Here is a 26,540-nt window from a genome sequence, read left to right as displayed (position 1 = left end):
TACCAGTCCAGACCCGCGCGGCGGGCCGCCATCTGCACCTGTCCGGCATCGAGAACGGCGCTGGCACCGCTGCGGTGGCCGACCACGACGGGGGCGGCATTTCCTGCCCCCTCGAACAGTTCGCCCAGCGTGATACGACCGTCGGCGTCGGTCGGGTTGGCGCGCAGCACCACCGACGAGGCTTCCGCCGTCGAGGCGCAGGCCGAAGCGGCAAGGGCGGCCAGACCCATGATGACGGTGGCGGTTTTCAGCAGGCGTTTCATGGCTCAGTCCCCGTCCTAGCTCTTCAGCTGGGCCGAAACCGACAGCATTTCGTCGGCGGTGGTGATGACCTTGGAGTTCATCTCATAGGCGCGCTGGGCCACGATCAGGGCGGTGATTTCCGACACCGAGTCCACATTGGACGCCTCGGTATAGCCCTGCAGCAGGTGGCCGAAGCCGACCTCGTCCGGAACGCCCACGTTCGGTGCGCCCGAGGCTGCGGTTTCCAGCAGCAGGTTGTCGCCCACGGCTTCGAGGCCCGCCTCGTTGAGGAAGGTGGCGATTTCCAGCTGGCCCACGACCTGCGGCTCGGCCTCGCCGTCGAGGATGACCTGAACCTGACCCGAGCGGGACACGGCAACATCGACGGTATTCTCGGGAATGGTGATGGCGGGCTCGATCAGATAGCCGTCCTTGGTGACCAACTGGCCCTCGGCGTTCAGCGAGAAATTGCCCGCGCGGGTATAGGCGGTTTCGCCTGACGGCAGGGTGATCTGGAAATAGCCCTTGCCGTTGATGGCGATGTCATAGGTGTTGCCGGACTGGCTGGGCGAGCCCTGGGTGGTGATGCGGTAAACGCTGCCGGCCTTCACGCCCATACCGATCTGGATGCCGGTGGGAACGACCGTTCCCTGCGTGGAGGACTGGGCCCCCATACGCTCGACGTTCTGGTACAGCAGGTCCTGGAACTCGGCCCGCTGGCGCTTGTAGCCAACGGTGTTCATGTTGGCGATGTTGTTCGAGATGACCTCGACGTTCAGCTGCTGGGCAGCCATGCCGGAGGCGGCGGTACGAAGTGCGCGCATAGCTCAGGCGTCCTCTTACGCGACCTTGCCGAGGCGCTCTACGGCGCGACGGCTCAGGTCATTGGTGTTTTCGACCATCCGCGTCACGCTCTCGTAGGCGCGGTTGATCTCGACCAGATTGGTGATTTCGATCAGGGTGTTGACGTTCGAACCTTCCAGCATCCCCTGACGGATGCGGGCATCGGCGGCCTCTACGGGCTGGGCGTTGGAGGTGTTGCGGTACAGGTTGTCGCCGCCCTTTTCCAACACCGTCAGGGTGTCGAAACGCACGACCGCCAGACGGCCCACGATCTCGCCGTCCTGGGTGATGGTGCCGTCCTGGCCGACGGTGATCGGGCCCAGTTCCGGATTGATGATCAGTTCGCCCGCGTCGGTTTCCACCGGATGGCCTTCCTGCGTGGTCAGGCGTCCGGTCGGGTCCATCGTAAAGGCCCCGTCACGGGTATAGGCCGGACCCGTCGTGGTCTGGACGGTGAAAAAGGCGCCTTCACCCTCGATGCCGAAATCCAGATCGCGTCCGGTCTGTTGCAGGGCACCCTGACCGAAGTCCCGGCCCACGCCCTTGTCCAGCACGAAGCTGGCCGAGGGGCGGATGGCATGGTTGCGCGCCCTCGGACCGATCTCGGTGCCCAGCAGCATCTGCTCGACCTTGAATCCGGTCGTGTCGGCATTGGCGATGTTGTTGGCCACGATATCCAGTTCGCGGCGCAGCGTCATCTGGCGAGACAATCCGATGTAGGCGGCGTTTTCCAAAGCGGGGCTCCTTCGCCCAAGCTTTTCGCAACAGTCGTGCCAACAGGCCGTTTTCAATGATTTCAGTCATTTAGACTGATGGCGCGCCTTTTGCCCGGCAGACTTTGCCGCATGGTTAACGCCCTGTTAACCAAACAGGCCGCAACTAGCTATGCTGTACGGTTGGGGTCGGTCCGCATGCTCAAATTCAAGCTTGGCAAAAAGAAAAGTGCTGATGCCCTTCCCGCCGAGGTCGAAGGCGAGACCGTTCAGGACGTGGAAGGCGAGGGCGGCGCGAAAAAGAAGCCGCCGCTGCTGCTGATCATCATCGGTGCCGCGGTTCTTGTGGCCGGTGCGGGCGGTGGTGCGGCCTTTTTCCTGCTCAAGCCCAAGGCTCCCGCTGCCGAGGGCGAGGTCGAGCATGCCGCCCCCAAGGAAGAGAAGAAGAAAGATGATGGCCACGGCGGTGGCGGCGATGCCGCCCCGACAGAGGGCGCAGGCACGATTGCCGCCGGTCCCGATGGCGTGACCTTCTACACCCTGCCGGACCTGATCGTGAACATTCAGTCCGCCGAGGGCCGCACCAGCTATCTGAAGCTCAAGCTGACGCTGGAAATGAAGGACGCCGCCGTCGCCAGCACGCTGCAGGCGCAGGCACCGCGTTTGAATGATATGATGCAGAGCTTCCTGCGCGAACTGCGCCCCGATGATCTGGCCGGTTCGGCGGGTTCGTATCAGCTGCGGGCTGAACTGTTGCGTCGCGTGAATCTGGTGGCCGCACCGGGCAAGGTGGATGCGGTCCTTATCGAAGAAATGCTGGTGCAATAATCGATGACCGACACTCTCGGCAGTGGACTGGATGAAAATCCCTTCGGCGCTCCCGAAGCTGACGGGGGTATGTCCGAACGCGTCCTGAACCAGGATGAGATCGACAGCCTTCTGGGCTTCGAAATGGACGACGGCTCGGGTGACGAGCGCAGCGGTATCCGCGCGATCATCAACTCGGCGCTGGTGTCCTACGAGCGTCTGCCGATGCTCGAAATCGTCTTCGACCGCCTTGTGCGACTGATGACGACCAGCCTTCGCAACTTCACCTCCGACAACGTCGAGGTGTCGCTGGACACCATCTCCTCGATCCGTTTCGGGGACTATCTGAACTCCATTCCGCTTCCGGCCATTCTGGCGGTTTTCCGCGCCGAGGAGCTGGACAACTACGGCCTGCTGACGGTCGATTCCAACCTGATCTATTCGATCGTGGACGTGCTGTTGGGTGGCCGTCGCGGCACGGCGGCACTGCGCATCGAGGGACGTCCCTACACCACCATCGAACGCGCCTTGGTGCAGCGGATGGTTGAGGTGATCCTGAACGATGCCCGCGCCGCCTTCGAGCCGCTGACGCCGGTGCATTTCAATCTGGACCGTCTGGAAACCAATCCGCGCTTTGCCGCCATCGCCCGTCCGGCCAACGCCGCCATTCTGGTGAAGCTGCGCATCGACATGGAAGACCGCGGTGGCCGGGTCGAGCTGCTGCTGCCCTATTCGACGCTGGAACCGATCCGCAAGATGCTGCTGCAGCAGTTCATGGGCGAGAAGTTCGGCCGCGACAACATCTGGGAAGGCCACCTGGCCACCGAGCTTTGGACCACGGACACCGAGGTGCGCTGCGTTCTGGATGAACAGCAGATGCCCCTGTCCAAGGTGCTGGATCTCAAGGTCGGCGACACCCTGATGCTGAACGCAACGCCTGACAGTGACGTCACGGTCAAGGCGGGGTCGGTCAATCTGACTGTGGGCAAGATGGGCAGACGCGGCCAGCACGTCGCGGTGCGTGTCGAGGCTCCGATTTCAACCGAGGCGGCCATGCGTGTGGCCGGAAGAGAGGGCTGGTGACCGGTATCATCCTTGATAGCATTCTGATGATGCTGCTGGTGGCAGCCATCGGTTATGGCGTGAAGCTTGAGCGCAAACTCAAGGCTCTGCGCGAAGGGCAGTTGGCCTTTGCCGGTGCAGTAAAGGAACTGAACAACGCGGCAGGCCGCGCCGAACAGGCGCTGGCGACCCTGCGGGCATCGGGTGCGGAAACCGACCTGCTGCATGACCGCATCATCAAGGCCCGTCAGGTCAAACAGGAGCTTGAGGTCCTGATTGCCCGCGCTCCCAAACAGGCTCAAGCCGCCACCGCCCCCGTGCGCGCTGCGGCTCCGGTTCAGGAAGAAGAGCCGCTGGAACTGGTGTCCACGATGGCGCTGGTGAGCGAGGAAAACGAACGCGCCCGCCGTATGGCCAGCCTAATGCAGCGCATCGAACAGGCCAGCGCCGCCATGCCGCCTCAGGCCGCCAAACCCGTCAAGGAAGCCGAGAACGGCGGCCTGACCGGCATGTTGCAGGCTCTGGCCGCTAACCAAGCTGCGCAACAAAGCCTAAACCGTGCCCGCCGTAGTCTCGACGAAGATCTGTTCGCTGCCTGAATGAAGCCGTGACCTTTAAAGGCAACGCTTCTAAAGGTCCGGTATCCACCCCACTGTTCCGGTTATTGCCATGAGCAAGCTGCCCCGCCTTCTGCCCCTGATCGCCATCGCCATTGGTGGCGTTGTCGCCGTGCGTGCAGCCGGTGTGGCCCCGGACCTGTTCTCCGGCGCGGTGGCGTGGGCACAGGAAGGTGCGGCCTCTGCCGAAGACAGTGCGACGCCCGCCGCAGCCACCGCTGCCGCGCCGCCCGCCGTATGCGCCCTGACGCCGGAACAGCTGGCCCAACAGGCGGGGATTTCACCTGCCGAACTGCGCATCATCCAATCCCTGTCCAAGCGCCGCGAACAGCTGGACGCGCGTGACGCCGATTTTGCCACCACCCTGCCGCTGATGGTGGCTGCCGAGCAGAAGCTGGATGCCAAGCTCAAGGCGCTGGAGGACCTCAAGGGCGAGATCAGCGGCCTTCTGGGTCAGGTCGAGGCCAAGGAGCAGGAAGAGGTCAACCGTCTGGTGGCTGTCTATTCGGCCATGCGCCCGCGTGAGGCTGCCGCTGTGTTCGCCACGCTCAAGGACGAGGTGCGTCTGCCAGTGGCCCAGAGCATGCGTCCGCGCACCCTGGCCGCCATCATGGCCCAGATGTCGCCCGCCGCCGCCCGCGAACTGACCGAGAAGATGGCCAAGAAATATGAGGCCAAACCGTTGACCGAGCGCGCATCGGCGGCTGCCGGCGAACCTGTCGCCGCACGGCCTGCGTCCGCACCCGCAGCGGCATCCGCCCCGGCCGAAGCACCGGCTGCCAACTAAATCACGGACCGGATCGGTTGGCTTTGGCGGTCATTGCCGCTATTCAGCCCCATCGATTTTTCCAAGGATGCCCGTCATGTCTGACGCTCTGCCCGACCGCCTGTCGGTTGACCCTGACAGCCCGTACCACAACGCCGAACTGCTGATGAAAGGCATCGGCATTCGCTTCAAGGGCGAAGAAAAGACCAACGTCGAAGAATACTGCGTCTCGGAAGGCTGGGTCCGTCTGGCCGTCGGCAACCGCGTCGATCGCCGCGGCAAGGCCCTGACCATCAAGCTTCAGGGCGAAGTCGAACCCTTCTTCAAGGGCGAGTAATTCTGCTGGCGGGCCAAGGAATTGTGACTTTCGGTCGCAGCCTCGGCCCGCTAGTTTCCCCGCAGTCACGATCTGTCTGAGGGGGACGTCCATGTCGTTGAAATCCGGTCTGCTGGCGGGCGTATTCGCCGCCGCTCTTCTTTCCACACCGGCAATGGCACAGGATGCGGCCACCGTCGCCGCCGCAGAGGCCCTGCGTGACAAGGCCCTTTCCGACACTATCGCTCTCGACTTTACCCGCGAGATCACGACCCGTTTCGGGCCCCGTCCCGCTGGCTCAAAGGCCGAACAGGACGCCGCCGCATGGGCTGCCGACTGGATGCGCGCCAATGGCTTCGAGAACGTCCGCATCGAGAACTTCCCGCTGGTCGGCTGGGAGCGCGGCGAGGAGAGCATCGAGGTTGTCGGCAACCACGCACAGAAGCTGATCGGCGGCGCGCTGGGCCACTCCATCCCGACCCCTGCAGGCGGTATCGAGGCCGAGGTTGTGCGCTTCGAGACGCTGGAGGCGCTTGAGGCCGCCCCTGCCGGATCGCTGAACGGCAAGATCGTCTATATCGACCCCGGCCAGATGGTCCCCGACCGTCAGGGTTCCGGTTACGGCCCGCGCTCGCGCATCCGCGCGATGGGGCCCAAGGCCGCCGCTGACCAAGGCGCGGTGGCCTTCCTGATCCGCTCGGTCGGGTCGGACCATGACCGCATGCCGCACACGGGCACCACCGCCTATCACGACGGCAAGGTGCCGCTGACGGCCTTCTCGCTGGCTGCCCCCGATGCCGACCAGCTGAACCGTCTGATCGAACTGGGCGAGCCGGTACGGGTGAAGCTTTTCTCCAGCGCCCGCATCTATGACACCCACAGCCAGAACGTCATCGGCGACATCACCGGCACGACCCGTCCGCAGGAGGTGATCGTTCTGGGCTCGCACCTCGACAGCTGGGACATCGGTACGGGCGCGTTCGACGATGCGGCGGGTGGTGGCATCACCATCGCGGCGGCCAAGACCATCGCCGAGGCAGGTCGTCCGGCCCGCACCATCCGCGTCATCCTGTATGGCTCCGAAGAAGTCTATCAGCCCGTGTCGCATGGCAATGGCGGCGGGGCCTATGTGCGCGGCATCGGCGACGGGATCGAGAACCACATCATCGCTGGTGAAAGCGATCTGGGTGCCGATAACATCTATGCCGTCAACCTGCCGGTTGGCGCGCTGAACAGCGAGTTTGCCCGCATTGCCTATGGCGTTCTGGCCCCGCTGGGGATCGAGCGCGGTGGGGAAGAGCGCTCGGGCGGTGCCGATGTTGCCCCTCTGGCCCGTGGCGGCGTTCCGGTGTTCGCGCTGAAACAGGACGCGACCCGCTATTTCGACCTGCACCACACGGCCAACGACACCTTTGACAAGCTTGATCCCGTGCAGGTGCGCCAGAATGTGGCGGCGTGGACGGCTCTGATCAAACTTATTGCTGATTCAGATGTGGACTTTCGTGCCCTAGCTGCGGCACAGACGGATAGCATCCGCGAGCAGTGACTCGCGGGGCGCGCATCGGCTGCGAGCGTGGCGAAATTGGTAGACGCAAGCGACTTAAAATCGCTCGGCTTCGGTCTTGCGGGTTCGAGTCCCGCCGCTCGCACCAAGGTGTAACCCCAAAGCCCCCAATGTCATGAAATGGCCCGTGGGGCAGTTGGGCGCACACGGTTTGTCGTGCATCCGTCATGAGCAGGGGCTATCCCCACCGTAGCTGTGAACGGGCCCGTTGGGCAAAGGTGATTAATGCTGTTCAAACGATTTCTACTGTCCGCCGTCTCTGCCGCTGTGGCGCTGGCCCCTATGGCCGTGTCCGCTCCGGCCCTGGCCTATGTGATTCAGGTGCAGGATGACGATCGGGAAGAATACGGTGGCCCTCGTCTGGTCGTCACTGTGGTTGTGGACCAGCTCAGCGCCAACCTGTTCAACCAGTACCGCAGCCGCTTTACCGGTGGTTTCAAGCGTCTGATCGACGAGGGGCTGGTGCATGCCAACGGTTTCCAGACCCACGGCATTACCGAAACCTGCCCGGGTCACTCGACCGTGCTGACGGGTATGCACCCGACCCATACCGGCATCGGCGTGAACTTTAGCAATGACGACGAGACGGGCGAGGGGCGCTATTGCCTGGCGTCCAAGGTCAACACCCTGGCACACGGCAAGGTCACCGATAACGGCAATGTCGGCACCGAACTGCTGAAGGTGGACACCCTCGGCGACTGGCTGCAACTGCAGCATCCGGAAAGCCGTGTCTTCGCCGTATCCGGCAAGGATCGCGGGGCCATGAACCTTGCGGGCCATAATGGCCGTGCCTTCTGGTTCACCAATGGTTTTGGCCTGACCACCTACGTCCGTCCGGACGAGACGGCCGAAGAGCGTCTGGCTCCCGTGGCGGCCTTCAACGCCCGCTATCCCGCCGCCGAACAGGGCCAGAACTGGAAGGGCAACTATGCCTATTGCCAGTCTCTGGCCGAGGACATCGAAGTTGTGGACGGCACTTTCAAATCGGTCGTGCCGCCGCAGAACATCGGCTTTGACGGTTCGCCGACCCAGGACGAAGAAACCCTGAAGGCCGCCACCTACCTGCTGCAGACCCAGCGTCTGGGTCAGGGCAAGGCCGTGGACATGCTGGGCGTGTCGCTGTCGGCCACCGACAAGATCGGCCACACCTACGGCACCCAAGGCCCGGAAATGTGCGAACAGCTGATGCGTCTGGACGCCGCACTGGGCGACTTCCTGAGCGAGCTGGAAAAGGTCGAGGGCGGCGTGGTTCTGGCCCTGACGGCGGACCACGGCGGCGCGGACATCATCGAGCGCACCAGCCGTCGCGGCTTCCCCTATGCGCACCGTGCCAGCTTCGCCGTGGTGGAGCAGGCCAATGCCGCCCTGCGCCAGCAGTTCAACCTCGACTTCGACCCGCTGCAGCGCGGCTCGTCGGGTCTGCGTATCGTGGACACCCAAAAGCGCGTCCTGCCCGAACCGCTTCGCAGCCGGATCGCCCGCGCCGCCGTGCCCATGCTGGACGGCAAGGGAGACTTCGCCATGGTCGTCTTCCGTGACGAGCTGCTTCAGGATCCGGTGGCTGACAGCATCCAGCCGGAAGAGCTGACGGTGCGCGAACGACTGCGCCTGTCGGCTGTTGCGGGTGTATCGGCGGACCTGATCACGGCACTGAAACCGGGCGTCGCCACCGGCGGCCGCCTGGGTGGCAATATGTCGGCCCACGGCCAGCCGTGGAACTATGACCGCCGCGTGCCGATCATCTTCTGGACGCCGGATGCCAAGGGCCAGGAACGCTTCATGCCGATCCGCACCATCGACATCGCCCCGACCCTGGCCAACATCATCCAGATCGACGCCCCCAAGGTGGATGGCCGCTGCGTAAACCTGGATCTCGGCGAGGCTCCGACCTGCCCGGTCGAATAATCGCTTTTACATAAACTCGTGTTTCTTATGGCCGGAGGCGTCTTACGTCTCCGGCTTTTCATTGGCACAAAAGGGCAAAGGCCGCGTCAGACTGGCCACGGCCCCCAGGGGCCCAATGAGGGAAGAGTTTATGAATCGCGCCCGCCGCACCCGTATAGTCGCCACCCTGGGCCCTGCCAGTAATTCACCGGGCATGGTCCGCGCTCTGGCCGAGGCGGGGGTCGATGTTTTCCGTCTGAACTTCAGCCACGGCAGCCATGAGGACCACGCCGCCGCGCTCAAAGCCGTCAGGGGCGCGGAAATGGCCGTGCAGCGTCCTTTGGGGGTGCTGGCCGATCTTCAGGGGCCAAAGCTGCGTCTGGGCCGGTTCGGCGAGGGCGGTATCGATGTGGCGCCGGGCCACCGTATGCGCTTCGATCTGGATCCCGCGCCGGGGGATGTGACGCGGGTCCAGATGCCCCATCCCGAGATCTTCGCGGCCCTGCGTGCCGGTATGGCGCTGTTGATCGACGATGGCCGCGTGCGTCTGCGCGTGATCGAGGCGACGGGCCAGTGGGCCGAGGTCGAGGTCGAAAGCGGCGCGCGCCTGTCGGACCGCAAGGGCGTGGCCGTGCCCGATGCCATCGTCCCTGTTTCGGCGCTGACGTCCAAGGATCGTGAAGACCTTAAGTTCGCCCTGCGTATCGGGGTGGACTGGGTGGCGCTCAGCTTCGTGCAAAAGCCCGAGGACATGGCCGAACTGCGCCGCATCGTGAACGGTCGTGCCGCCTGTCTGGCTAAGATAGAAAAGCCGCAGGCCCTGCAATCGCTGGATGCCATCCTGGACTATTGCGACGGGGTGATGGTGGCGCGTGGCGATCTGGGCGTCGAGATGCACCCCGAAGACGTGCCGGTCGCGCAAAAGCAGATTTTGCGTGCGGCCCGCCAGCGCGGCGTCCCGGCCATCGTTGCCACCCAGATGCTGGAAAGCATGACCTCGGCCCCCGCGCCGACCCGCGCCGAAGCCTCTGACGTCGCCAATGCCGTCTATGAGGGGGCGGATGCGCTCATGCTGTCGGCGGAAACGGCGGCGGGCCTCTATCCGCTGGAGGCCGTCAGCATCATGAACCGCATCGCCGAGCGGGTAGAGCGTGACCCGCTGTGGCCGGGCCTGATGGACGCCGAGCATGCGGGCATGGAGATCGAGGACGTCGATGCCCTTGTTGCCGCCGCCCGCAAGGCGTCCGAAGCCAGCGCCACCGCCTGTATGGTAGTGTTCACCACCACAGGCGGCACGGCACGGCGCATGTCGCGCGAGCGCCCGCTGCAGCCCATTCTGGTCCTGACGCCCGATCCCGATACAGCACGCCGTCTGGCGTTGGTATGGGGGCTGGAGCCACGACTGGGGCGTCAGCCGGAATCGCTGGAATCATTGACTGACGATGCGGTCCAGGCCGCCACCCTGTACCGCTTGGCCGAACCGGGACAGCGTATCCTGATCCTTGCCGGAACGCCTTTCGGTGCCCCCGGTGCCGCCAATCTTCTGCGTCTGGCCCGCGCCGGTGCTGCCGGTCACTGAATAACAGGCTGCTCTCACGGCCACGAAACCCGTTCGATACCTTTGCGGGGGATGGCCTGCGTACCGGCTTGGAGCCGCGGGCGGTGATTTTAAGACCGCTTTGGGCTTTCGACGGTTGAACCCAATTGACCGCAACGGGGTCGGGCAGGCTACAAGGAGGCATGAATCGGGGCAGCGCATGATCAAATATATCGGATCCAAGCGCGCGCTGCTGGGGCAGGTGGGGGCGGTCGTGCAAACCATCCTGCCGGACGGCGGACGCGTTTGTGATCTGTTTTCCGGTTCTGCCCGTGTGGGGCATTCGCTGAAAAAGCTGGGCTATCAGGTCTGGTCCAATGACCACAATGCCTATGCCCACACCCTGGCGACGGCCTATGTACAGGTGGACCGCGAGCGCTGGGCCGACAAGGCCGAGACCGTTCTGGCCGAGTTGCGCCAACTGCCACCGCAGCCGGGATGGTTCACCCGTAATTTCTGCGAGGAGGCCCGCTTCTTTCATCCGGACAACGGTGCCCGTATCGACGCCATGCGCGAGCGTATCGAACAGATGGCGCTGGAGCCGGAACTGAAGGCGGTGGTTCTGGTCGCCCTGATGGAGGCGGCTGACCGCGTGGATTCCACGGCGGGTCTGCAAATGGCCTATATGAAGCAGTGGGCGCCGCGCGCCTTGAAGCCGCTTGAGCTGCGGCTGCCCGATCTCCTGCCTGCGGTGCCGGGCGGACCGTGTCTGGCGACCCATGCCGATGCGGTCGAGATCGCACCAAAGATCCAAGCCGATCTGGTCTATCTGGACCCGCCCTATAACCAGCATTCCTATCTGGCCAATTATCACTGCTGGGAAAGTCTGGTCCTGTGGGACAAACCCGAGACCTATGGCGTGGCGCGCAAGCGTGTGGACGTCCGTGAGCGCAAGAGCGACTTCAACTCAAAGCCGCGTATCAAGGCCGCACTGGCATCGGTCATCGACAGTCTCGACGCGCCCAATCTGGTCATCAGCTTCAATGACGAGGGGTATCTGACCCGCGAAGACATGGAAGGTCTTCTGGCGCGACGTGGCAATGTAAAGGTTCTGGAGATTCCAAGACCTCGTTACGTTGGTGCACGCATCGGTATTCATAACCTTAAAGGTGAGCGCGTGGGTGAAGTCGGAAGACTTCGCAACGTTGAACGGCTGTTCATATCAACAGCTGTGTCATTGGACTGGGACCACTTAATACTGAAACCTTAAAAGTTTTGCCACGGGTCGTGCAGAATTAAGGCACCTTGACCGTTTGGAACGGTATCGGATTTGCGCCCGTTACCCGCATATGTCCGTACCCGTTTCAAACTATACTATAGTATCCGAGGTCCGCGCGCGACGTGCAGCCGAGGCTTACCGTGTGGCCGAACGCCTGGGGCGTTCGCAGCGAAAATCCAGCGAGTGGCGCCGACTTTGTCAGGCAGACAGGGACCGTCGCGACTTCCACGCATTCGTCGATTTTCTGGATCGCAATGAAAAGGTGGAAGACGCCGAATTCGAGGATATCCGCCCCGAACGCGAGCATGACCACCTTATCCGCGCGGCCTATTTGATGGGCGCGATAACGGCGGGCAGTCTGTGTTTACTGATTGGTGGTCTGCTGTTCTGAAGCGGCCAACAGCGCTCTGATCGGAGCGTAGGATTTACGGTGTACGGCGCACGGGCCATAGGTGGCCAGCGCCTGGCGATGTAGGGCCGAGCCGTAACCTTTGTGACGGGCAAATCCGTATTGCGGATACTGTACGTCCAACTCGACCAACAGATGGTCACGCGTTGTCTTAGCGAGAATGGACGCTGCTGCGATGGACAGGGATTTTCCGTCGCCACCGACCGCCGTATCCACCCTGCATGGCAAGTCGAACTTGTAATTACCGTCGATCAACGCCCCGGCGGGCATAATCGACAGGGCCGCCACCGCCCGCTGCATGGCCAGCTGTGTGGCTTTCAGAATATTCAGTTCGTCGATCTCTTCGACCGACGCATGGCCGATCCCCCAGGCCAGCGCCTTGTCCTTGATGACCGGCATCAGGGCCTCGCGGCGCTTTTCCGTCAGGGCTTTGGAGTCGTTCAGACCGGCGGGAATATCATCCGGGTTCAGGATCACCGCCGCCGCCGTCACCGGCCCCGCCCACGGCCCGCGCCCCGCCTCGTCCACCCCGCACACCATGCCTTTGCACGCTGCCGCCAGATGGTTTTCCAGATCCATCGTCAGGGGGGCTTTGACAATCCTGATACGGGGCTTGGGGGCAGCAGTGCTCATAGGCGCTGTATGCCGCGAAGACCCGCGGCGGGAAAGTCATGACCGTTAGGGCTTGCCGTAACCGCTTCCGATAAAGTCTAGTACCGGCGATATCGATCTGGAGTGGGCATGAAAAAAGCTGCAATCCTTTTGCCGGTGGCCGTGGCGCTTAGCCTGGCGGCATGTGACAACCGACCGTCCGAAGCGCCTGCCGCAGCGCCCGCGCCATCCGCGCCCGTGACGGCTGAGGCTGCCGTGGCAGAGCAGGCCCCGCAGGCCGGTACGCCTGTCGATGTCGCAGACCCTCAGATCAGGGCCCAGGCATTCCGCGCCGCATGGGGTGCACCGCCCCCTGTGACCTATAGACCTGTCAAGCCGGGCGAGCACGAGGCCCAGACCTATGCCAAGGCTACGCTGGTGCCTGTTTCGCAGGGGCTCTATGCGCTGATCAGTGAGGGGCAGGGCGGCGAAGGCCATGTCAGCGCCGGATCGCTGGCCATCCATTATCTGAAGCGCACCGCCGACGGATTTGAACGCGTCGGCGCATGGCCGGCCTTCCTCGTTACCGGCACATGGGGCAGTCCGCCGCGCTGGGATATCCGTCAGGACCTGATGAACGCCCCGACACTGGTCGCAACGGCGGGCGGGACATGGCAGGGCTACACCTGTGGCTGGGCGCATGTGATCGAACTGACGCCCCAAAAGCCTGTCACGCGTATCGACCAGATACATCTGTCCTACAGCGACGGCGGTGCGCGCGGCGAGGATGAAGCCACTGACGTCTCGGGCCGTATTCTGGCGGGCGAAAAGGGCCGCACCCTGCGCGTCCGCTATTCGGGCGACATGAACGCCACCGTCACCTACGCCAAGGTGGGCGAGGTCTATGATCCCGTGGATATGCCCGACATCCCGACCTGCTGATCAGGTGTCGGCCTCGCTGACCTCATCATGCCGGAAGCAGGTGATCATGTGGTCGTTGACCATGCCGACCGCCTGCATGAAGGCATAGACGATCACGGGGCCGACGAATTTGAAGCCGCGCTTCTTCAGGGCCTTGGACATGGCGACGCTCTCAAGGCTTTGCGTCGGATAGGGCTCGCTTTCGATCAGGGCGTTCTGGATCGGTTTGCCGCCGACGAACGACCACAGGTATTGGCTGAAATCCTCGCCGTTGTCGCGCATCTGCACGAACAGGCGGGCGCTCTCGATGGCGGCGATGATCTTTGATCGGCTGCGGATGATGCGGGCATCGTTCAGCAGCCGTTCGATATCGGCCTCGTCAAAGGCGGCGACCTTGTCCGGATCGAAGTTGGCGAAGGCGTCACGGATACCTTCGCGCTTTCTCAGGATGGTGATCCACGCCAGCCCCGCCTGCATCCCGTCCAGCACCAGCTTTTCCCACAGGGCGCGGCTGTCGTATTCGGGCACGCCCCATTCGGTGTCATGGTATTCGACATAGAGCGGGTCGGTGCCGCACCATTTGCAGCGGGACAGTGTGGCATGGGTCATGGAACGATGTTGCCAGAATGTTCCGGTTTGGCAAGTCTCTTTACATTGCCCGCGTTCGTCGGCCCTTCGGGACCTCCCGACCCGACGCGGGGCGTTTTAAGTTCGCCCGCGGTCCTCGGCCCTACGGGACCTCCCGACCCGACGCGGGGCATTTTAGTTCGCCCGCGGTCGTCGGCCCTGCGGGACCTCCCGACCCGACGCGGGCTGTATTTATTCTGAGGGAAGGGCGGGGACCCAATCGGGCCGGTTCACGACAACCGGCTTGCCATCGACCGTCAGCACGCCCTCCATCCGGTCCAGACGCATCATCGCCATGCCGCGGCCGTTGGCGGCAAAGGTCACTTCGCCTGCGCGCAGCTCGCCGTTCAGCACCTCGGCCCCCACGGCAGGGGCATCGCCCTCATAGGTAAACGGCAGGATGCGGTTCTTGATCGTGCCGCGACGCTTCATGCGCGAGGTCGTTTCCTGACCGACGAAACAGCCCTTGTGGAAGTCGATGCCGTTCATCAGGTCGAAGTTCGCTTCGATCGGATAGGTTTTGTCCTTGGGCGCGTCGAACGCGGCCTCGACCACGCCCAGCGCGGCGCGGTGCGCGTGCCAGTCTTCTTCGGATGCGGTGGTGGCCCCGTCAAAGCCGATGGCTCGATGGCCCAGACCCTCAAGGCGCGGATCAGGGCTGAAGCCTTCGGGCGCTTCGTCCCATGCCGCGAACACGCCCGCATCCGATGGGGTGATCTGAACGTCGGCGCGCAGTTTGTACATGTTGAGGCGCTGCACCAATGCGTCGCGGGCGTCGGCGGGCACGTCCAGCCACACGCCATCGTCCTTACCCCACAGGAACAGGTCCAGCATCAGCCGCCCCTGCGGCGTCAGCAGCGCCCCGAACCGCAAGGCACCGGCCTCCAGCGTCTCGACATTCTGCGTCAGCAGGTTGTTGAGGAAGTGGCGGGCGTCGGGGCCGATGACGGTGATGACGGCGCGGCTGTTCAGTCGGGCGATAGGCATGGACTTCAGATAGGCCGCGTTCCGCCCGAAATGAAGTCCGTCAGGCGACTTCGTAACGGGCGGTGATGCCGTCGGGCTGGAAATCCGATGCCGATAGGCTGTCCAGCGCCGCGAACAGGTGGGTGACAAAGGCTTCCATATCGCCGTCCTCGATGGATGGGCGCAGATAATCGGTCACCACCGCCCGCACCGGATAGGTGCCTTCCGGCCCCGGTACCGACAGGGCGATTTGGATGCCCTCGGCCACCCAATGGGCGACGGTGGCAAAGAAGTCTTCGGTCGCCAGAAACTCGCTTGGGCGGATGACATAAAGGGTGATGACCCCTTCCTGCACGCCATCGGGGCGCACGATCACGCCGCTGCGGTCCGGTCGCCAGTCATCCGACAGCTCCACCGCCCGCCACAGGCAGAACCAGATGCGGCAGGTCTGCGGACGGATGGCATGCACCGAACACCCCGACCCGTCGACGCAATAGTGGCACAGCTGCCCCGTCGGCTTGGCCAGCTCGGGCAGATCCAGCGGGATATAACGGCAGCACTCAACGCAGCCACCGCAATCGCGGTCAGGAAGTAGGGGCAGGGACATGCTCAGCTCTTAGCAGGCATAACGGCAATAATCCCCGAGAAAGCCAGCACAGGGCGGCCTTCCTGCTCCATCTGGCCCTGGACGAAGATCATGCGCTTGCCGGCCTTGGTCACCTTGCCGCGCGCGGTCAGACGTTGATGAGGCAGGGCGGGTGAGAGGAACTCGCTGTTCAGCGAGACGGTCACGCCGTCCTTGTCGCCCATCGCCTCGCCTGCGATCACAAACAGCGAATAGTCCGCGAACGTCAGCAGCGAGCCGCCATGTACAATGCCGCCATTGCGGCAGTTGTGATCCTGCGGAATGAACCCTGACTGCAGGTCGCCATCGGGATGGCGGCGCAGGTAGAAGGGACCGGTGTGTACCTCGAACGGCACGTCGGTCGTCCACCGACCCCAGCCTTGCCAGTCTTCCTCGGTGACGGGGGTGACATAGGCGTTGAAAACGTCGGCGGTCATGGACTTACTCTTTACAGATAGGCGATTGGCTAAGCGTCACTGTGCCCATAGCCGCGATTATGGCGCTTGGGCGCCTCGAAATTCGCCTATCTAGTTTTGCGATAACGTATATTTCAGCACCCTGGCCGCTGAAACGCCGAAAGAATCCCGTTAGACAGGCATTATGAGCGGGCGTTTTCCCATCCTGTATATTGCCGAAGCCGATCCTGAAGAGGCCATCCTCTCTTCGGGGGCCTTGGCGCATCTGGTGGAAATGATCCCGCATGCGGACTTTACGGTCGTTGGCTCTGCGGCCTCGGCACCGCTGTTTGCGGACCTGCCGCGCCTGCGCCGTCTGTTGGTTCTGGACAGGGACGGGCGCTGGGACTGGATCTCGCTGTGGAACCAGGTGCGCAACACCAACTGGGGTCTGGTCGTGGACATGCGCGGCTCGACCGTCTCGGGCAAGCTGCGCCGCCAGCGCCGCGCGGTGAAACAGGGCAGCATTCCCGGTATCCACGCGGTCGAAGAGGCCGCGCGCCTGCTGCAGCTGGACGAAATCCCCGCACCCAAACTGTTCATCAGCGAGGCGACCCAAGCTATCGCCGACAGCTTCATCCCGCGCGGTGACGAGCCCATTCTGGCCATCGGTCCGGGCGTGGACTGGATCGGCAAACGCTGGCCCGCCGAGCGCTATGCCAAGGTGGCCGCGCCGCTTCTGGCCGAGGGTGGCCCGCTGGCCGGTGGCCGTCTGATGATTGTGGGCGAAGAAGCCGACCGTGACGCCGCCCACACCATCCGTTTTGCAGTGCGCCGCGACCGCGTGATCGAACTTCAGGGCAAGCTGACCCGCCTGCAGACGGCGGCGGCTCTTCGCCACGCCAATCTGTTCATCGGCGGTGACAGCGTCTGGACCCAGTTGGCCGTGGCGGCGGGGGTTCCTGCCGTGGGCGTATTCGGCCCGTCCGACGACACCAAGCGCCGTCCGTGGACCGGCATCGCCGTCCGCGGCCCGCGCACCCTCGAAGAATACAAAGAGCTGGACCCCCGCCTCAACCAGCACATCCAGCACATGATGGACCTCCCCGCCGACCGCGTCCTCAAAAAGACGCTGAAGATGCTGGCGGAGATGGCGGAATAGGGCTGTCGTTTACAGCCCCGCCTCTCTGGCTGCGGTTTTCACGACCTCTGCGGCCTGTGTCCTGCCGTTACCGAAAATCCTGAACCGGCTCAGATGCGGTAGGGCCAGAACGATCTGGTTCCGGTCGTTCCGGTAGACATCGATCTTGTGTTTCCCCCAACCGACAGGGTGGGAGGATTCATATGTGGCCCCCACTACGGCGGCGACCTGCGGGCCCGCTGCCTTGCCCAGCGACATGAACAGCCGTGCCGGTGAGTTTTCGAGCACTTCGGTCCAGAGGTTCCGGCTGAAGGCTATCGCGCCCTTTGGATCATGCAGGTCCGCCCACGCCGGGCTGCGGAACGGCACGAAATTGGCGGAAAACACATCCTTGGCGTTGACGTCCAAGGCTTCGAACAAGAGTTTGACCTGCTTTTGCAGGGGATACTCGCCCGCCTCGTAACCTGCCCAAGCCTAGTCGACATAGGCGTTATCGTATGGGCTGTCCCATTCGGGTGCAGGGTCCACCTCGCTGCCGCCGGGGTTCAGGCCGATCAGCATGACCTTGGCGCGCTTCAGGCACGCCTCCGGCACATACATGAACGACCAGCCCCAGCGTTTGTCGTTCGATTGGCCGATCCGGCGCAGATACTCCTGCTGGATCGCATCCCGATTGAAGTAGGTGTAGGCCATTCTTATTCCTCGTTCGGGATGATCCGGCAGAAATTGGCCGGAGCCATCAAAAGCGCCTGGCTGAGTTGATATTCAGCGTCCGGTGTTAACGGGCTGTTCCTTGGGCCGAGAGCATAGGCAATCTCCCAGCCCAGCGATCCGACCCGGTCAAACTCGACGATGGCCAGGTCTTTCAGTTCATAGAAATAAGACGATCCCCTGCGTACGCTGTCGGCATGGTGGTGGATGCAGTTCTGGTATTGGCGGCTGTATCGGCCAAGTTTTTCGCTGCTGTCGATCGGGACAAGATTGTCCGTTCCGCGCCAAGGCGGGGCAGGGAAAGGTACCAACTCATCCAGCATGGAAAGGCCGTGGTCCGGTGACCCCTGATACCTTCTCCTCCAGTTGCTCAGGAGCACCGGATCGAGATTGGCTAGCCGTGCCATCCTCCATTCCAACGTCCGAAGTTCCTTGCGCGGAACCCTGCGCTGGATGGCGCAGAACTCGACGTTATGCGCGGTACACAGATTGTCGGGCAGGGCTTGGATGACCTCGAGGGTGCGGGCGCTCACCTCTCGGCTGTGGCGTAGTGCCTTTGCGCGGTTTCCGCCCGACGACAGGATGTCGGCAATAGACAGATAGAGCCGCGCATCAGTCAGGGCCATCCAGTCCAGTCTGCCGAGAACGCCCTGAAAACCATGTGCATTCTGGAATCCGGCCAGTCGAAGGATTTCGCGGTCCTTGAGTGACACGAGACGTTCGCGCCATGTGTTCAGATCACCGCCTTGATCGACACGCTCGCCACGGTAAGTCAGCTGGGACCACACAGCGCACCAGATATGCCGGCGTCGGCTGGTCGCCTTCACAAGTGCGTCGAGCGCCCGTGCCTCCGACCCGAAGGTCGCAACGGCCCATCCTTGCACTTCGCCGGTCAAGGCAGAGAGAATGCTCTTATCGATCATTCCCTAGTCTTACAAATCGTCGGTACGTCAGGTGCGGTCGTGCCTCTGGTGACAGAACATCAGGACGCCGCCTTTCCCTAATCCGCCTCAAGGCGTAGAAGCAGGTCCGATTGTAATCCTTCCCGTCGGAGCCTTCCCCATGACCCAATCGCCACTGAATCAGACCTATGACCTGATCGTTCGCGGGGGTGAGGTGGCGAACCATGCGGGGCGCGGCAAGGCGGACGTCGGTGTGATCGATGGCAAGATCGCCTTTATCGGTGACCTGTCCCAAGCGTCTGCGGGTGAAGTGTTCGACGCCACGGGCCTGACGGTCCTGCCGGGCGTGATCGACACCCAGGTCCACTTCCGCGAGCCGGGTCTGGAGTGGAAGGAAGACCTCGAGACCGGCAGTCGTGCTGCGGCTTTGGGCGGTGTGGTGGCCGTGTTCGAAATGCCGAACACCAACCCCAACACCATCAGCCAGCCGACGTTGGAAGACAAACTGGCCCGCGCCAACAACCGCATGTGGACCGACCACGCCTTTTACGTCGGCGGTACGCACGAGAACGCCGACTATCTGGGCGAGCTGGAGCGCCTGCCGGGCGTCTGCGGCATCAAGGTGTTCATGGGCGCATCGACCGGTGACCTGTTGATCGCCGACGACGAGGGCGTGCGTAAGGTTCTGACCAACACCAAGCGCCGCGCGACCTTCCACTCGGAAGATGAATACCGTCTGGTCGAGCGCCGTGGCCTTGCCCGCACCGGCGACTGGACCAGCCACCCGGAGGTGCGCGACGCCGAGAGCGCCATCCGCTCGACCCGCCGTCTGGTGAACCTTGCCAAGGAAACGGGCGCTCGCATTCACGTGCTGCACGTCACCACCAAGGAAGAGATGGAGTTCCTGCGCTTCCACAAGGATTGCGCCACGGTCGAAATCACCCCGCAGCACCTGACACTGGTCGGCCCCGAAGCCTATGAGCGCCTTGGTGCCTATGCCCAGATGAACCCGCCGATCCGTTCGCAGGAGCACGTCGATGCCCTGTGGCTGTGGGGCATCCAGCAGGGTGTGGCCGATGTGCTGGGCTCGGACCACGCGCCGCACACCAAGGAAGAAAAGTCCAAGCCCTATCCGGCCTCGCCGTCGGGCATGCCGGGCGTGCAGACGCTGGTGCAGCTGATGCTGGACCATGTGAACAAGGGCCGCCTGACGCTGGAACGCTTCATCGACCTGACCTCGGGTGGGGCACAGCGTGTGTTCGGCACCGCTAACAAGGGCCGGATGGCCGTCAGCTATGACGCCGACCTGACCATTGTGGACATGAAGGCCACCAAGACCATCACCGCCGAACAACAGGCCACCCGCTGCGGCTGGACCCCGTTCGAAGGCCGCGAGGTTCAGGGCTGGCCCGTTGCTACCATCATCCGTGGCCGCGTGGTGATGAAGGACGGCGAACTGATCGGCACCGCCCACGGCCAGCCGGTCCGCTTCCAGGAAACGCTGGGCAACGACGCCAAGTGAAAGAGCGTCCGCGTTTAGGTCTGATCGGTTACGGCGCGTTCGGCAAACTGACCGCGCAGCATCTGTCGGCGCATTTCGATGTGCGGGCGTTTGATCCCGCCATGGCGCAGGGCGACGACAATGCCGCCAAGGTCGATCTGGCCGAGGCGGCAGGGTGTCCGGTGGTGATCCTGGCCGTTCCTGTCGGTGTGTTGGAACAGACGCTTGTCGAGATCGCGCCCCTGCTGGCCAAGGGCGCGCTGGTGATCGATGTCGGCTCGGTGAAGGTGAAACCCGCCGAGGCGATGCAGCGTCTGCTGCCCGACCACGTCCGCATCGTCGGGACCCACCCCCTGTTCGGTCCGCAATCGGCCAAGGAAGGTTTGAGCGGCCTGCGCATCGCCGTGTGCGAGGTGCGGGGCGCCAAGGACGCCCGCCGCCTTGCTGCATGGTGCCGCAAGGTGCTGAAACTCAAGGTGTTCAACGTCAGCCCCGAAGATCACGACCGTGAGGCCGCGACGGTTCAGGGCCTGACCCACCTGATCGCCAAGGTGTTGCTAAACATGGAGCCGCTGCCCACCCGCATGACCACCGCCAGCTTCGAGCGCGTCATGCAGGGCGTGGAGATGGTCCGCCACGACAGCCCCGCCGTCTATCAGGCCATCGAGCGCGACAACCCCTTCGCGGCGGGCGTTCGCGAACGCTTTTTCAGCCTGTTCGACGAAGCCCGCAGCGAACTAGACCATAAGGCCTAGGGCGTATTGGCCTTGATGAAGGCGCTGACGTCCTCGACCACCTGCGGGGCGATCTTGGCTTCTGGATTGCCATAGGTGGCGATGTTGGCCGCGCGGTCTTCGGGCGCTTCGGTCAGGACGTGGTTGATGCCGTCCCACAGTTTCAGCGTCGAGCGCGGCTGGGCTTCTGACAGGGCGCGGGCGTCGGTGACCGACGTCTGGATGTCGGTGGTGCCCTGACCGATGAAGATCGGCCCGTCATAGTTGGACGCCAGCGCTGCCGGATCCAGCGCCAGCCATGAAATCATGTAGGGCTGGACCGAGGGACGGAACAGGGCGGCCAGCGCAGGCGGCGGATTGTCCAAGGTCCGGCCCGCTTCCAGTTCCGTCAGAGCGGCGTCGGCCTCGGCCATCAGGGCGGGGGGCAGTTGGGGGGCCAGTTGTTCGCGCAGCACCACACCGGCAGGGCGACCCGAACCGGACAGCAGGAGCAGGCCGCACACCGGCGTATCAGCTTGGCTGGCGGCGGATTGTGCGACCAGCGCGCCTTCGGAATGGCCGATCAGCCACGCACAGCGGGCCCCTGTCTGCTCGATGGCCAGCTTGGCCCAGTTGCGGGCATCCTCGGCCATATTGGTGAAGGACAGGCTGGCTTCATCCGGCCCTGCGGCGCGGCTTTGGGCGATGCCGCGCTTGTCGATACGGACGGTGGCGATGCCCTGTTCGGCCAGTCCCTCGGCCAGCTGTTTCAGCGAGGCATTGCGGACGCCCAGGGGGTTGTTGCCGTCGCGGTCGGTGGGGCCGCTGCCTGGGATGATGACGGCCGTCGCACGGACATCACCCTGCGGTCGCATCAGTGAACCGTGCAGGGTGCCGGTGTCGGTCGTCACCGAAACGGGCGTATCGGTAGGACCGGTGAAAATCAGCGCGGCAAGGGCAAGGCTCAGCATTTTGCGTCTCCGCTTTCAATCATCAGAAGGGTTCGGCTTCGGGGTCATTTCGCCATACGCGCCAGCTTTCGTAGACGGCCCAAGCCCCGGCCCCCAATATGCAGGCGACAAAGACGACGGTGGATACGGGCTGGGGCGCAAAGGGGCTGGCGGCAAGGCCGATGAGGCCCAGAGCGAACATCAGACGCCCTGCCAGTCTGTTGGACTTGTCCCATGCCAGTCGTGACTTGTAGGCCCACGGCGTTTTCACGCCGATGAATGGATTGGGCCCGACCTTGCCCAGCATGGCTCCGGCCAACACACAGATGGCCGCGGTAAAGGCCAGGGTGACGGACATGTTGTTGGTGCCCGTCGCCGCCTGCGGGCCAAGGGAGGTCCAGCCGATCATGACAGCCACCCCGGCCACGATCAGCACGGACATAAGCTGGCCATTGCGCAGGGCTTTGCTGCGCACCGGATCGGTCGCCTGTTTCGACTGGTGGGAGGTGAAGGCCGAGACCAGAAGATTGAGCACGCCTATTACGCCCAGGGTAGCCGCCAGTTCGTTGCGACTGCCGTAACGGTCGGCGTTGCCGCTGGAGTCGAAATGCAAGGGAATAGGGCTGGTGGGCCCGTACAGGGCCACCCAGATGGCGGCGGCAAAGATCAGAACAGAGATGGCGATAGCCAGTCTGTCGATGGCGCTTAATGATTTCACTTCATCTCCTCCGTCTTTGTTTTTCTGCCTGTACCGGCCATCTCCATCAGAAAGGCCAGCCCTTCTTCGACCGCCGAGATTTCCAGCCGGTAACGCACGGATTGGCCGTGCTTTTCGGTACTGACCAGTCCGGCGTCCCGCAGGGCATTCAGGTGCCCTGTCACCGTGGGCCAGCTCATGTCGAAAGCCGCCGCGATATCTCCGGACGCCAGCGGGCTATCGCGCAGCATGCCAATGATCTGGCGACGGACCGGGTGGGACAGGGCTTTGAACAAGGCATTCATTAGGAAAAATCATAATTAGGAATTTACCTAAGTTCAACCCTTGTTATTTGAATAGCTATAAGGGTCGCATATCCTGTGGGTTGGGACCGCACCTTTGACCAGCATCAACGGTGAGCTGGACCTGATGCCCGTACGGCGGGCGCCCGCTGTCCGCACAGGGCAGCGCATGTTCTACAGTTGCAAAGCCGCCCGTGCGGCGGGATACGAGAACATTCCCATCGGACATCCGGCCTATCATCCCGATATGGATGGCGACGGCGATGGCTTGGCCTGCGAACCACCGCCGCCCGAAGGTCGCCGCCGATAGGACAACAAGCTGTCAAAATAAGGAACGGTGGCTGCTCTGCAGAGTTATCCTGTGAACAACAGGAGAAGACTTATGATCAAGTGGGCTATTATTTTCGCAATCATCGCCGTGGTGGCCAGTATTCTGGGCTTTGGCGGTATTGCCGGTACGGCAGCGGGCATTGCGAAGTTTCTGGCGATTGCCGCTCTTGTGATCTTCCTGATCTTCCTGGTGCTGGGTGTCGTGGCAGGCAAAAAGATCGTCAAATAGGCACGGCTTCCTATACGGCTCCGAAGGGCGGTTCCTCGATAGAGGGCCGCCTTTTCCATATCGCGGGGTGGGGGGTTAAGGCAAAGCTTGTTTGGGCTATCATGGGTATATGATGAACAGCAAGCCCAGCCTCACAGTCATGCCGCGCTCGCGCAGACGCGGGCGGCGCTCCAACTTCTGGCTCATTGTCTGCCTGCTCGCAGTCGCGGTTTTTGTCGTGACGCTGGCGCTGGTTGACGAAGACCCGCACCGGCCCGGCCAGATCGGTCTTTACGGGGCCGGAAAGGTGCTGGAGCAGATGGCCCGATAGGCACTGCAAATCGGTTTTGCCCCCGACGTTCCCGCCCCAAGTGAAAACCGCTAGGCGAGGTGTAGCGTCTGTGCTGTAAATAGCGCCGTTTTTGTTTTTGTCGCTTGGGGGAAGTGACCGATGAGGGGTGCAAGCTACGAGTACGGCTATATGCCGCGCCGTCGCAGAGGAAGCCGCGTACGCTTTTTGGCACTGTTGCTGGCGATTGCGGTAGCGACCTTTTTCCTGGTCCTGAAGTGGCCGGAGAATTGGGATGATATCATCGTGGCCATCATCCACTACATCCGCTTTATGTAAGGGGCGTCTGCCCCGTCCGCATCAGGCAAGACAAAGCCCCGACCGTGCGGTTCGGGGCTTTTATTGTATCGGATGGTGTGAACTCAGATCGAGAAGCTGACGCCGCAGCCACAGCTGGAGGCGGCGTTGGGATTCTTGATCACGAACTGCGCGCCGGCCAGTTCGTCGACAAAGGTGATCTCGGATCCTTTCAGGAAGGGTACCGATACCTTGTCGACCAGCGCCGCCTGACCGTCGCATTCGATGCGGATGTCGTCGTCATTGGCGCTCTCGACCAGATCCATCTGATACTGGAAGCCGGAGCAGCCGCCGCCCTCAACCGCAACGCGCAACATCAGGGGCCTGCCTTCGGCCTCGGACAGGGCCGCGAGACGGCGCGCCGCCGCAGGCGACAGGGTGATGCCCTCCGGTGCTCGCGCACTGATGGAAAAGGCGGCTGTGGATTGTTCTGTGGATTGGACGGTGCTCACAGGCTTCTATATGAGGCGTAAGAGCCCAATAAAAAAGCCCTGCCCAGATCAAAGTTGATGTCGTGAGCCAGATCGAACGCGCCCCTTATGCCGAACACCACGAAAACAGCCGTGGCCGCCGCATCCCGGAACACCCCAGCCGTACCCGTACCCCCTTTGCGCGTGACCGTGACCGCATCATCCACTCGACCTCCTTCCGCCGCCTGAAGGAAAAGACGCAGGTATTCGTGGCGCACGAGGGCGACACTTACCGCACGCGCCTGACGCATTCGCTGGAGGTGGCCCAGATCGCCCGTTCGCTGGCCCACGCCCTGCGGCTGGATGACGATCTGGCCGAAACCATCGCCCTGGCCCATGACCTTGGTCACCCGCCGTTCTCGCATGCGGGCGAGGATGAGCTGGCGGAACTGATGAAGGACTACGGCGGCTTCGACCATAACGTCCAGAGCTTCCGCGTCGTGACCGAGCTGGAAATGCGCTATCCGGCATTTCCGGGCCTGAACCTGTCGTGGGAAACTGTCGAGGGCGTGGTCAAGCACAACGGTCCGGTCCTGCACCATCTGGATGAGCCGGCATGGGCGCGGGTGGCCGACTATCACGCGGGCGGCGTGCTGAACTGGGACCTGCGTCTGGGCACCTTTGCCTCCCTAGAGGCGCAGTGCGCGGCCATCGCCGACGACATCGCCTATAACAACCACGACGTTGACGACGGCGTGCAGGCGGGCCTGTTCACCCTCAACGATCTGGCGAACATTCCGCTGATCGGTCCGGCGATTGCCGCCGCGCGGGCCGACTATCCCGGTATCGATGACCGTATGCTGCGTCTGGAGGCCGTGCGCCGCATGATCGGTGTCATGGTGGACGATGTGCTGGCCGAGACCGAGCATCGCCTGAAGTCTCACCGTATCCAAACGGTCGAGGATGTGCGGCTGGCACCTGAAACCCTGGTGCAGTTCTCGCAGGGCATGATGGAGGAACTGGCCGTCCTGCGCCGCTTCCTGTTCGAGCGCATGTACCGCCACTATCGCGTCAACCGCACCCGCAGCCAGGCGCGTCGGGTTCTGGCCCAGCTGTTCAATCTGGCGATGGAAGAGCCCGAGGTCCTGCCCCCCGAATGGCAGCGTCAGGCCATGACCGATGACCGCACCCAGCGGGCCCGTGCGGTATGCGACTATATCGCCGGTATGACCGATCGTTACGCTATCGAAGTGCACAGAAAGCTGTTCAGCCTCGACCTCGCCCTCGATCTATGATTCGAAAGGCAAGGGGCGGGGGTGATAAAATCCTGACGACCGCGCACCGATTCGCGTGGCCGGACCCGAGTTAAAGGCGCGACCATGTCCTATGATGACGACAACCGAGGCTACCCCCAGCAAGGCCGTGATCCCGGCCGTGAACGCGGTGCCTATACCCCGCCCACCGACGACGACCTGCCGTTCAGCCGCAGCGGGTATGATCCGCGCCGCGCATCGTCGTCCAAGTCGCCGCCGCTGACCCTGATCATCAGCGTCGTTGTGCTGCTGGTCATCATCATCGGCATCATCGTGGCCTATTCGATGGGCGGCTCGNNGAATCGGGGCCTATCGGGTGGGCGGCTGGCGAAGGGAAGGCCAGACGCCCCCTGCCGTGGGCAATGAAGTGACGACGATGAAGGTGGAGTCGCCTATGGACGCCCAGCCGGTCAATCCGGAAGCGGGCGTGGGCCTGTACCGCGACGCTCCGGAAAGAGAGCCGGCCACGCCGACCCTGACCGAAGGCCCCGAAGCTGTCCTGCCGCGTCCAGCACCTGCGCCCGAACCACTTGCCGCACCGACGGCGACGC

General features: G+C 63.2%; 33 protein-coding genes, 1 tRNA gene and 1 pseudogene. 20 read left to right on the top strand and 15 right to left on the bottom strand.

Annotated features, from left to right (window positions below):
* The 3 genes and pseudogenes from B3H86_RS05570 to flgF all read right to left on the bottom strand — a co-directional run.
* A pseudogene (locus B3H86_RS05570) lies at positions 1 to 263 on the bottom strand (flagella basal body P-ring formation protein FlgA); the annotation flags it as partial.
* A gap of 15 nt (positions 264 to 278) precedes the next feature.
* Complete coding sequence (gene flgG, locus B3H86_RS05565) at positions 279 to 1,067, bottom strand: flagellar basal-body rod protein FlgG (RefSeq protein WP_292051804.1); 789 nt, start codon at positions 1,065 to 1,067, stop codon at positions 279 to 281.
* A 15-nt stretch (positions 1,068 to 1,082) separates the two neighbouring features.
* Positions 1,083 to 1,820 (bottom strand): flagellar basal-body rod protein FlgF, encoded by a 738-nt coding sequence (gene flgF / locus B3H86_RS05560; protein ID WP_292051802.1) that lies wholly within the window; start codon positions 1,818 to 1,820, stop codon positions 1,083 to 1,085.
* Positions 1,821 to 1,997: 177 nt separating this feature from the next.
* On the opposite strand from flgF, the gene B3H86_RS05555 reads away from it, so the two are divergent.
* From B3H86_RS05555 to B3H86_RS05505, 11 genes are all read left to right on the top strand, one after another.
* Positions 1,998 to 2,627: a flagellar basal body-associated FliL family protein gene (locus B3H86_RS05555; protein ID WP_292051800.1), complete on the top strand. Its 630-nt coding sequence runs from the start codon at positions 1,998 to 2,000 to the stop codon at positions 2,625 to 2,627.
* 3 nt (positions 2,628 to 2,630) lie between these two features.
* Positions 2,631 to 3,689 carry a flagellar motor switch protein FliM gene (gene fliM, locus B3H86_RS05550; RefSeq protein WP_292051798.1) on the top strand — a complete coding sequence of 353 codons (1,059 nt, stop codon included), beginning with the start codon at positions 2,631 to 2,633 and terminating at the stop codon, positions 3,687 to 3,689.
* A complete protein-coding gene (locus B3H86_RS05545; RefSeq protein WP_292051796.1) occupies positions 3,686 to 4,267 on the top strand; it encodes a DUF6468 domain-containing protein in 582 nt (193 codons plus the stop codon). Before fliM ends, B3H86_RS05545 begins: the two co-directional genes overlap by 4 nt.
* 70 nt (positions 4,268 to 4,337) lie before the next feature.
* Positions 4,338 to 5,072: a MotE family protein gene (locus B3H86_RS05540; protein WP_292051794.1), complete on the top strand. Its 735-nt coding sequence runs from the start codon at positions 4,338 to 4,340 to the stop codon at positions 5,070 to 5,072.
* Positions 5,073 to 5,148: 76 nt separating this feature from the next.
* Positions 5,149 to 5,388 (top strand): DUF3297 family protein, encoded by a 240-nt coding sequence (locus B3H86_RS05535; protein ID WP_292051791.1) that lies wholly within the window; start codon positions 5,149 to 5,151, stop codon positions 5,386 to 5,388.
* 91 nt (positions 5,389 to 5,479) lie between these two features.
* A complete protein-coding gene (locus B3H86_RS05530) occupies positions 5,480 to 6,913 on the top strand; it encodes a M28 family peptidase (RefSeq protein WP_292051789.1) in 1,434 nt (477 codons plus the stop codon).
* A 21-nt stretch (positions 6,914 to 6,934) separates the two neighbouring features.
* Positions 6,935 to 7,019 (top strand) — tRNA-Leu (locus tag B3H86_RS05525).
* A 137-nt stretch (positions 7,020 to 7,156) separates the two neighbouring features.
* Positions 7,157 to 8,836 (top strand): alkaline phosphatase family protein, encoded by a 1,680-nt coding sequence (locus B3H86_RS05520; RefSeq protein WP_292051787.1) that lies wholly within the window; start codon positions 7,157 to 7,159, stop codon positions 8,834 to 8,836.
* A 130-nt stretch (positions 8,837 to 8,966) separates the two neighbouring features.
* Positions 8,967 to 10,394, top strand: a complete 1,428-nt coding sequence (pyk, locus tag B3H86_RS05515) for a pyruvate kinase (protein WP_292051784.1) — start codon at positions 8,967 to 8,969, stop codon at positions 10,392 to 10,394.
* A gap of 178 nt (positions 10,395 to 10,572) precedes the next feature.
* Entirely contained in the window at positions 10,573 to 11,622 is a 1,050-nt protein-coding gene (locus B3H86_RS05510; protein WP_292051782.1) for a DNA adenine methylase, read from the top strand.
* 79 nt (positions 11,623 to 11,701) lie between these two features.
* Positions 11,702 to 12,022 carry a hypothetical protein gene (locus B3H86_RS05505; RefSeq protein ID WP_292051780.1) on the top strand — a complete coding sequence of 107 codons (321 nt, stop codon included), beginning with the start codon at positions 11,702 to 11,704 and terminating at the stop codon, positions 12,020 to 12,022.
* Here the strand turns inward: B3H86_RS05505 and B3H86_RS05500 are convergent.
* Positions 11,996 to 12,673, bottom strand: coding sequence for a ribonuclease HII (locus B3H86_RS05500; protein WP_409450252.1), 678 nt, complete (start codon positions 12,671 to 12,673; stop codon positions 11,996 to 11,998). The two genes, B3H86_RS05505 and B3H86_RS05500, sit on opposite strands and share 27 nt — an antisense overlap.
* A gap of 108 nt (positions 12,674 to 12,781) precedes the next feature.
* On the opposite strand from B3H86_RS05500, the gene B3H86_RS05495 reads away from it, so the two are divergent.
* Positions 12,782 to 13,573, top strand: coding sequence for a hypothetical protein (locus B3H86_RS05495; protein ID WP_292051779.1), 792 nt, complete (start codon positions 12,782 to 12,784; stop codon positions 13,571 to 13,573).
* Here B3H86_RS05495 and B3H86_RS05490 read toward each other — a convergent pair whose 3' ends face one another.
* The 4 genes from B3H86_RS05490 to B3H86_RS05475 form a co-directional block, all read right to left on the bottom strand.
* On the bottom strand, positions 13,574 to 14,161 hold the full coding sequence (locus tag B3H86_RS05490) for a DNA-3-methyladenine glycosylase I (protein WP_292051777.1): 588 nt from the start codon (positions 14,159 to 14,161) through the stop codon (positions 13,574 to 13,576). It abuts the gene before it with no gap.
* Between the two features lie 210 nt (positions 14,162 to 14,371).
* Entirely contained in the window at positions 14,372 to 15,166 is a 795-nt protein-coding gene (locus B3H86_RS05485) for a YgfZ/GcvT domain-containing protein (RefSeq protein WP_292051775.1), read from the bottom strand.
* A 40-nt stretch (positions 15,167 to 15,206) separates the two neighbouring features.
* Positions 15,207 to 15,752 (bottom strand): hypothetical protein, encoded by a 546-nt coding sequence (locus B3H86_RS05480; protein ID WP_292051773.1) that lies wholly within the window; start codon positions 15,750 to 15,752, stop codon positions 15,207 to 15,209.
* Between the two features lie 2 nt (positions 15,753 to 15,754).
* On the bottom strand, positions 15,755 to 16,207 hold the full coding sequence (locus B3H86_RS05475) for a PaaI family thioesterase (RefSeq protein ID WP_292051771.1): 453 nt from the start codon (positions 16,205 to 16,207) through the stop codon (positions 15,755 to 15,757).
* 163 nt (positions 16,208 to 16,370) lie between these two features.
* Here B3H86_RS05475 and B3H86_RS05470 point away from each other — a divergent pair, with 163 nt between their 5' ends.
* Positions 16,371 to 17,327: a glycosyltransferase family 9 protein gene (locus tag B3H86_RS05470; protein WP_292051770.1), complete on the top strand. Its 957-nt coding sequence runs from the start codon at positions 16,371 to 16,373 to the stop codon at positions 17,325 to 17,327.
* 9 nt (positions 17,328 to 17,336) lie between these two features.
* Here B3H86_RS05470 and B3H86_RS05465 read toward each other — a convergent pair whose 3' ends face one another.
* The 3 genes from B3H86_RS05465 to B3H86_RS05455 are packed head-to-tail and all read right to left on the bottom strand — an operon-like array spanning position 17,337 to position 18,940.
* A complete protein-coding gene (locus tag B3H86_RS05465) occupies positions 17,337 to 17,726 on the bottom strand; it encodes a hypothetical protein (RefSeq protein ID WP_292051769.1) in 390 nt (129 codons plus the stop codon).
* A 54-nt stretch (positions 17,727 to 17,780) separates the two neighbouring features.
* Complete coding sequence (locus B3H86_RS05460) at positions 17,781 to 17,999, bottom strand: hypothetical protein (RefSeq protein ID WP_292051767.1); 219 nt, start codon at positions 17,997 to 17,999, stop codon at positions 17,781 to 17,783.
* Between the two features lie 2 nt (positions 18,000 to 18,001).
* Positions 18,002 to 18,940 carry a hypothetical protein gene (locus B3H86_RS05455; RefSeq protein ID WP_292051766.1) on the bottom strand — a complete coding sequence of 313 codons (939 nt, stop codon included), beginning with the start codon at positions 18,938 to 18,940 and terminating at the stop codon, positions 18,002 to 18,004.
* A gap of 154 nt (positions 18,941 to 19,094) precedes the next feature.
* Between B3H86_RS05455 and B3H86_RS05450 the strand changes: the two genes are divergently transcribed.
* Positions 19,095 to 20,441, top strand: coding sequence for a dihydroorotase (locus tag B3H86_RS05450; protein ID WP_292051807.1), 1,347 nt, complete (start codon positions 19,095 to 19,097; stop codon positions 20,439 to 20,441).
* On the top strand, positions 20,438 to 21,175 hold the full coding sequence (locus B3H86_RS05445) for a prephenate dehydrogenase (RefSeq protein WP_292051764.1): 738 nt from the start codon (positions 20,438 to 20,440) through the stop codon (positions 21,173 to 21,175). Before B3H86_RS05450 ends, B3H86_RS05445 begins: the two co-directional genes overlap by 4 nt.
* On the opposite strand, the gene B3H86_RS05440 is transcribed toward B3H86_RS05445, so the two are convergent.
* The 3 genes from B3H86_RS05440 to B3H86_RS05430 are packed head-to-tail and all read right to left on the bottom strand — an operon-like array spanning position 21,172 to position 23,085.
* On the bottom strand, positions 21,172 to 22,104 hold the full coding sequence (locus B3H86_RS05440) for an alpha/beta hydrolase (protein ID WP_292051761.1): 933 nt from the start codon (positions 22,102 to 22,104) through the stop codon (positions 21,172 to 21,174). The two genes, B3H86_RS05445 and B3H86_RS05440, sit on opposite strands and share 4 nt — an antisense overlap.
* 22 nt (positions 22,105 to 22,126) lie before the next feature.
* Entirely contained in the window at positions 22,127 to 22,801 is a 675-nt protein-coding gene (locus B3H86_RS05435) for an SdpI family protein (RefSeq protein WP_292051759.1), read from the bottom strand.
* The gene (locus B3H86_RS05430; RefSeq protein WP_292051756.1) at positions 22,798 to 23,085 is read right to left on the bottom strand and encodes a metalloregulator ArsR/SmtB family transcription factor; all 288 of its coding nucleotides are present in this window, start codon (positions 23,083 to 23,085) and stop codon (positions 22,798 to 22,800) included. The genes B3H86_RS05435 and B3H86_RS05430 overlap by 4 nt, the downstream gene beginning before the upstream one ends.
* Before the next feature lie 94 nt (positions 23,086 to 23,179).
* On the opposite strand from B3H86_RS05430, the gene B3H86_RS05425 reads away from it, so the two are divergent.
* The 4 genes from B3H86_RS05425 to B3H86_RS05410 all read left to right on the top strand — a co-directional run bounded on the left by B3H86_RS05425 (position 23,180) and on the right by B3H86_RS05410 (position 24,248).
* Positions 23,180 to 23,392 carry an excalibur calcium-binding domain-containing protein gene (locus B3H86_RS05425; RefSeq protein WP_292051754.1) on the top strand — a complete coding sequence of 71 codons (213 nt, stop codon included), beginning with the start codon at positions 23,180 to 23,182 and terminating at the stop codon, positions 23,390 to 23,392.
* A gap of 72 nt (positions 23,393 to 23,464) precedes the next feature.
* Positions 23,465 to 23,641: a DUF1328 domain-containing protein gene (locus tag B3H86_RS05420; RefSeq protein ID WP_292051750.1), complete on the top strand. Its 177-nt coding sequence runs from the start codon at positions 23,465 to 23,467 to the stop codon at positions 23,639 to 23,641.
* Between the two features lie 112 nt (positions 23,642 to 23,753).
* Entirely contained in the window at positions 23,754 to 23,951 is a 198-nt protein-coding gene (locus tag B3H86_RS05415; protein ID WP_292051747.1) for a hypothetical protein, read from the top strand.
* Positions 23,952 to 24,071: 120 nt separating this feature from the next.
* The gene (locus B3H86_RS05410; RefSeq protein WP_292051744.1) at positions 24,072 to 24,248 is read left to right on the top strand and encodes a hypothetical protein; all 177 of its coding nucleotides are present in this window, start codon (positions 24,072 to 24,074) and stop codon (positions 24,246 to 24,248) included.
* A gap of 83 nt (positions 24,249 to 24,331) precedes the next feature.
* Here B3H86_RS05410 and erpA read toward each other — a convergent pair whose 3' ends face one another.
* Positions 24,332 to 24,673: an iron-sulfur cluster insertion protein ErpA gene (gene erpA / locus B3H86_RS05405; RefSeq protein ID WP_292051805.1), complete on the bottom strand. Its 342-nt coding sequence runs from the start codon at positions 24,671 to 24,673 to the stop codon at positions 24,332 to 24,334.
* A gap of 107 nt (positions 24,674 to 24,780) precedes the next feature.
* Between erpA and B3H86_RS05400 the strand changes: the two genes are divergently transcribed.
* Positions 24,781 to 25,971, top strand: coding sequence for a deoxyguanosinetriphosphate triphosphohydrolase (locus B3H86_RS05400; RefSeq protein ID WP_292051742.1), 1,191 nt, complete (start codon positions 24,781 to 24,783; stop codon positions 25,969 to 25,971).
* Positions 25,972 to 26,540 lie beyond the last annotated feature (569 nt).

Origin of the sequence: Brevundimonas sp. UBA5866, assembly GCF_002432125.1 — a bacterium.
GTDB lineage: Bacteria > Pseudomonadota > Alphaproteobacteria > Caulobacterales > Caulobacteraceae > Brevundimonas.
Note: the sequence above shows the minus strand (reverse complement) of the source record. Positions and strands in the feature narration are given on the sequence as shown.

Coding starts and splice junctions, on each gene's coding strand:
- flgG (WP_292051804.1), bottom strand. CDS start 1,067: ATGCGCGCACTTCGTACCGCCGCCTCCGGCATGGCTGCCCAGCAGCTG.
- B3H86_RS05555 (WP_292051800.1), top strand. CDS start 1,998: ATGCTCAAATTCAAGCTTGGCAAAAAGAAAAGTGCTGATGCCCTTCCC.
- fliM (WP_292051798.1), top strand. CDS start 2,631: ATGACCGACACTCTCGGCAGTGGACTGGATGAAAATCCCTTCGGCGCT.
- B3H86_RS05540 (WP_292051794.1), top strand. CDS start 4,338: ATGAGCAAGCTGCCCCGCCTTCTGCCCCTGATCGCCATCGCCATTGGT.
- B3H86_RS05535 (WP_292051791.1), top strand. CDS start 5,149: ATGTCTGACGCTCTGCCCGACCGCCTGTCGGTTGACCCTGACAGCCCG.
- B3H86_RS05530 (WP_292051789.1), top strand. CDS start 5,480: ATGTCGTTGAAATCCGGTCTGCTGGCGGGCGTATTCGCCGCCGCTCTT.
- B3H86_RS05520 (WP_292051787.1), top strand. CDS start 7,157: ATGCTGTTCAAACGATTTCTACTGTCCGCCGTCTCTGCCGCTGTGGCG.
- pyk (WP_292051784.1), top strand. CDS start 8,967: ATGAATCGCGCCCGCCGCACCCGTATAGTCGCCACCCTGGGCCCTGCC.
- B3H86_RS05510 (WP_292051782.1), top strand. CDS start 10,573: ATGATCAAATATATCGGATCCAAGCGCGCGCTGCTGGGGCAGGTGGGG.
- B3H86_RS05505 (WP_292051780.1), top strand. CDS start 11,702: ATGTCCGTACCCGTTTCAAACTATACTATAGTATCCGAGGTCCGCGCG.
- B3H86_RS05500 (WP_409450252.1), bottom strand. CDS start 12,673: ATGAGCACTGCTGCCCCCAAGCCCCGTATCAGGATTGTCAAAGCCCCC.
- B3H86_RS05495 (WP_292051779.1), top strand. CDS start 12,782: ATGAAAAAAGCTGCAATCCTTTTGCCGGTGGCCGTGGCGCTTAGCCTG.
- B3H86_RS05490 (WP_292051777.1), bottom strand. CDS start 14,161: ATGACCCATGCCACACTGTCCCGCTGCAAATGGTGCGGCACCGACCCG.
- B3H86_RS05485 (WP_292051775.1), bottom strand. CDS start 15,166: ATGCCTATCGCCCGACTGAACAGCCGCGCCGTCATCACCGTCATCGGC.
- B3H86_RS05480 (WP_292051773.1), bottom strand. CDS start 15,752: ATGTCCCTGCCCCTACTTCCTGACCGCGATTGCGGTGGCTGCGTTGAG.
- B3H86_RS05475 (WP_292051771.1), bottom strand. CDS start 16,207: ATGACCGCCGACGTTTTCAACGCCTATGTCACCCCCGTCACCGAGGAA.
- B3H86_RS05470 (WP_292051770.1), top strand. CDS start 16,371: ATGAGCGGGCGTTTTCCCATCCTGTATATTGCCGAAGCCGATCCTGAA.
- B3H86_RS05460 (WP_292051767.1), bottom strand. CDS start 17,999: ATGGCCTACACCTACTTCAATCGGGATGCGATCCAGCAGGAGTATCTG.
- B3H86_RS05455 (WP_292051766.1), bottom strand. CDS start 18,940: ATGATCGATAAGAGCATTCTCTCTGCCTTGACCGGCGAAGTGCAAGGA.
- B3H86_RS05440 (WP_292051761.1), bottom strand. CDS start 22,104: ATGCTGAGCCTTGCCCTTGCCGCGCTGATTTTCACCGGTCCTACCGAT.
- B3H86_RS05430 (WP_292051756.1), bottom strand. CDS start 23,085: ATGAATGCCTTGTTCAAAGCCCTGTCCCACCCGGTCCGTCGCCAGATC.
- B3H86_RS05420 (WP_292051750.1), top strand. CDS start 23,465: ATGATCAAGTGGGCTATTATTTTCGCAATCATCGCCGTGGTGGCCAGT.
- B3H86_RS05415 (WP_292051747.1), top strand. CDS start 23,754: ATGAACAGCAAGCCCAGCCTCACAGTCATGCCGCGCTCGCGCAGACGC.
- B3H86_RS05410 (WP_292051744.1), top strand. CDS start 24,072: ATGAGGGGTGCAAGCTACGAGTACGGCTATATGCCGCGCCGTCGCAGA.